Consider the following 3328-nt stretch of genomic DNA (forward strand, 5'->3'; position numbering starts at 1 on the left):
CTCGTTCAGACGGCCGCCGTCGCGTTTGATCCGGATGATTTCCTGGGGGAGCATGGCTTTGGTCGCTCTTCTTATGTCCGACTAAAATATTCGCAACAATTCCGTCATACCCGGACTTGATCCGGGCACCTCCTGGCGGAGACTGACGGGAGGACTTCAAGCAGAAGTCCTGATTTTACCCTCTCAGCTCCTGAAGGGAGGTACCCGGATCAAGTCCGGGTATGACGGAAAGGGGAAACGATATCACCTGCGTGACGCACAGGAACGCCATAGTTTGGCACATATGGAATTTGATCTTGGCATGACGGTTGTGGGCATTCCATCATAATCAGAAGCGCTCTAATAGCCGCCGGGCGGCTTCTGGCCAGTCGTATTCTGACCCAGATCGGCGAGCAGCGCATCCAGCAAACCGCTGGCGCCGAAGCGGAAGGTGGCGGGCGTCGCCCAGCCGGGGCCGAGCAGGACGTTGGAGAGGTGGAGGTACCCGGCGGCTCCCGCCGTGTCGCGGATGCCGCCCGCCGCCTTGAAGCCTACCGGGCGGCCGCAGTCGCGGATCACCGCCATCATGACCGCGGCGGCCTCCAGCGTGGCGGCCGGGTTGAGCTTGCCGGTGGAGGTCTTGAGGAAGTCGGCCCCGGCGGAGATGGCGTCGCGGCTCGCCTGCTCGATCAGGCCGGCATCGTCCAGGCCGCCGGTCTCCAGGATCACCTTCATCAGGACGTCGTCGCCGCAGGCGTCGCGGCAGGCGCGGAGGACGTCGTGCGGGATCGTACGCTCGCCCGATTGGAAGGTGCGCCAGGGCAGGACGACGTCGATCTCGTCGGCGCCGGCCCTGACGGCGGCTTTGGTGTCGGCGGAAACGGCGGCGGCATCGGTGCCGCCGGCCGGGAAGTTGATTACCGTGGCGATCGCGACGCCCTTGTTCGACAGGCGTTGCTTGGCCAGCGGAACGAAGCGGGGGTAGATGCAGACGGCGGCGACGCCACCCGCTTCCGTGACCGCGCGGTCGCACAGCGCCGCGATCCGCTCGTCCGTGTCGTCGTCGTTGAGACTGGTCAGGTCGAGCAGGGGCAGGGCGCGGGCGGCGATTTCCGCACTGGCCGGCGCGTTGCGGGCCTCCTCGACGAGGCGGTTAAGGGTCGCGTCCAGTTTGGTCAACGGTCCAGTCCTTCCAGGAATCCTACGATCAGCCGCTCGAGGTCGGCTGCCGCCGCATTGGCGGCGCGGAGCGTCTGGTCGTGGCTGACCTCGCCGTCGCCAAGGCCGACGCCGAGATTGGTGATGACGGCGCAGCCGACGACGTCCAGGCCGCAATGGCGGGCGACGATGCACTCCGGCACCGTGGACATGCCGACGGCATCGGCGCCCAGAAGCTTCAACATGCGGACTTCGGCGGGCGTTTCGAAGGTCGGGCCGAGCCATGCCGCGTAGACGCCGGTCGCAAGGTCGATGCCCAGTCCTTCGGCGGTCCAGGCGAGGTGCGACGTGAGGTCGGGGTTCCAGGCGTCGGTCAGGCTGGGGAAGCGCGGGCCGAAGGCGTCGTCGTTGGGGCCTACCAGCGGGTTGGTGCCCTGCATGTTGATGTGGTCGGTGATCGCCATCAGGCGGCCGGGGCCGACTTCCGTCCGGAGCGAACCGGCGGCGCAGGTCAGGAACAGCGTCTCGCAGCCGGCCAGCTTGAGGGTACGGATGGGGAGCTTGATGGCAGCCGGTCCCGTGCCCTCGTACAGGTGGACGCGGCCCTGCATGCAGGCGACGGGTTCGCCGCCAAGGGTGCCGAGCACCAGCTGTCCGGCGTGGCCGTGAACTCCGGGGCGGGGGAAGCCGGGCAGATCGGCGTAGGAGATCGTGACGGCGTCCTCGATCCGCTCCGCCAGCCCGCCGAGGCCGGACCCCAGCACGATGCCGACGCGGGGCGTGAAACCGGGGGCGCGCTCAGCGATGACCTTTGCTGCGTCCTCCGGGGTGGCGGCTGTGCTGGACATGCGGGTTGGCTCCTCAGAAGCTCAGGTTTTCGGGGCCGAAGGAGAACGGCAGCAGCTCGTCCAGCGTCACCGTCTTGCGCACCCCTTCGGGGCCGCAGACGTGGATCTGGACGCCGGGCGCGCAGAACTCGCGCAGGCGCTGGCGGCAGCCGCCGCAGGGCGTGCAGAGCATGCCGTCGCCCGGCTTGCCGCCCATCACGACGACTTCGACGATCCGGCGGTCTCCCCCCGCGATCATCATGCCGATGGCGCTGGCTTCGGCGCACTGGCCCTGGGGATAGGCCGCGTTCTCCACATTGGCGGCGGCATAGAGCGCACCGCTTTCGGTGCGCAGGCAGGCGCCGACCGGGAAGTTGGAATAGGGCGCGTAGGCGTTCTTCATCGCCTCCGCCGCGTGGCGGATCATGGTGTCGAATTCGCTGCTCATCGCTCTTTCACATAGGGAATGCCGATGGCCCTGGGCGGGACCGCCCGGCCGACGAAGCCCGCCAGCAGGAACACGGTCAGCACATAGGGCAGCATCTGGATGAACTGGACGGGGATGACTCCGATGCCGGGGATATCGACGCCCTGGAGCCGGATCTGCACCGCGTCGGCGAAGGCGAACAGCAGGCAGGCCGCCAGGGTAGGGCCGGGCCGCCACTTGCCGAAGATCAGCGCCGCCAGCGCCAGATAACCCATGCCGGCGGTCATGTCGCGGACGAATCCCGCTCCCTGCGCGGTCGAGAGGTAGGCGCCCGCAGCGCCGGTCAGCGCGCCGCAGATCGTCAGCGCCTGATAGCGGAGCTTGGCGACGGAGATGCCGGCGGTGTCGACGGCGCTCGGGTTCTCGCCGACCGCCCGCAGGCGCAGGCCGAAGCGGGAGCGGAAGACGACCCAGCCGGTCAGCGGGACCGCCAGGGCTGCCGCATAGACCAGGATGTTGTGGCCGCTGATCACTTCGCGGTAGAGCGGGCCGAGGATCGGGACGGCGTCGCCGATGGCGTCCGCGAAGGGCAGGACGATCGGATCGAAGCGCTCGCCCTGCTGGAGCAGGGGCGTCTGTCCGCCCTGCTGGAACCACGCGAAGGCGAGCGTCGGCGTCAGGCCGGAAACCAGGATGTTGATCGCCATGCCGCTGACCACCTGATTGCCGTGATGGGTGACGGAGGCGTAGGCGTGGACCATCGACAGCGCGAACCCGGCGGCGATGCCGGCCATAAGGCCGATCCAGGGACTTCCCGTGACCGATGCGACGGCGGCGGCGGCGAAGGCACCCGCCAGCATCTTGCCTTCCAGGCCGATATCGACCACGCCGGAGCGCTCCGCGAACAGGCCGGCCAATGCAGCCAGGACCAGGGGGG

General features: G+C 68.4%; 4 protein-coding genes. All 4 read right to left on the minus strand.

Annotation, left to right across the window (positions count from 1 at the left end):
• Positions 1-339: 339 nt before the first annotated feature.
• Complete coding sequence (gene deoC, locus AC5JJ6_RS05230; RefSeq protein ID WP_496041028.1) at positions 340-1158, minus strand: deoxyribose-phosphate aldolase; 819 nt, start codon at positions 1156-1158, stop codon at positions 340-342.
• A complete protein-coding gene (locus tag AC5JJ6_RS05235; protein ID WP_496041029.1) occupies positions 1155-1985 on the minus strand; it encodes a purine-nucleoside phosphorylase in 831 nt (276 codons plus the stop codon). The genes deoC and AC5JJ6_RS05235 overlap by 4 nt, the downstream gene beginning before the upstream one ends.
• A 13-nt stretch (positions 1986-1998) precedes the next feature.
• Complete coding sequence (cdd, locus tag AC5JJ6_RS05240) at positions 1999-2412, minus strand: cytidine deaminase (protein WP_496041030.1); 414 nt, start codon at positions 2410-2412, stop codon at positions 1999-2001.
• On the minus strand, positions 2409-3328 hold a 920-nt coding region (locus AC5JJ6_RS05245; RefSeq protein ID WP_496041031.1), incomplete at its 5' end, for an ABC transporter permease. The genes AC5JJ6_RS05245 and cdd, both read right to left, overlap by 4 nt.

The organism is Skermanella sp., assembly GCF_059503625.1.

What these genes read in the sequence shown, in the direction of transcription:
- AC5JJ6_RS05235 (WP_496041029.1), bottom strand. Translation starts at nt 1,985, where the DNA reads ATGTCCAGCACAGCCGCCACCCCGGAGGACGCAGCAAAGGTCATCGCT.
- cdd (WP_496041030.1), bottom strand. Translation starts at nt 2,412, where the DNA reads ATGAGCAGCGAATTCGACACCATGATCCGCCACGCGGCGGAGGCGATG.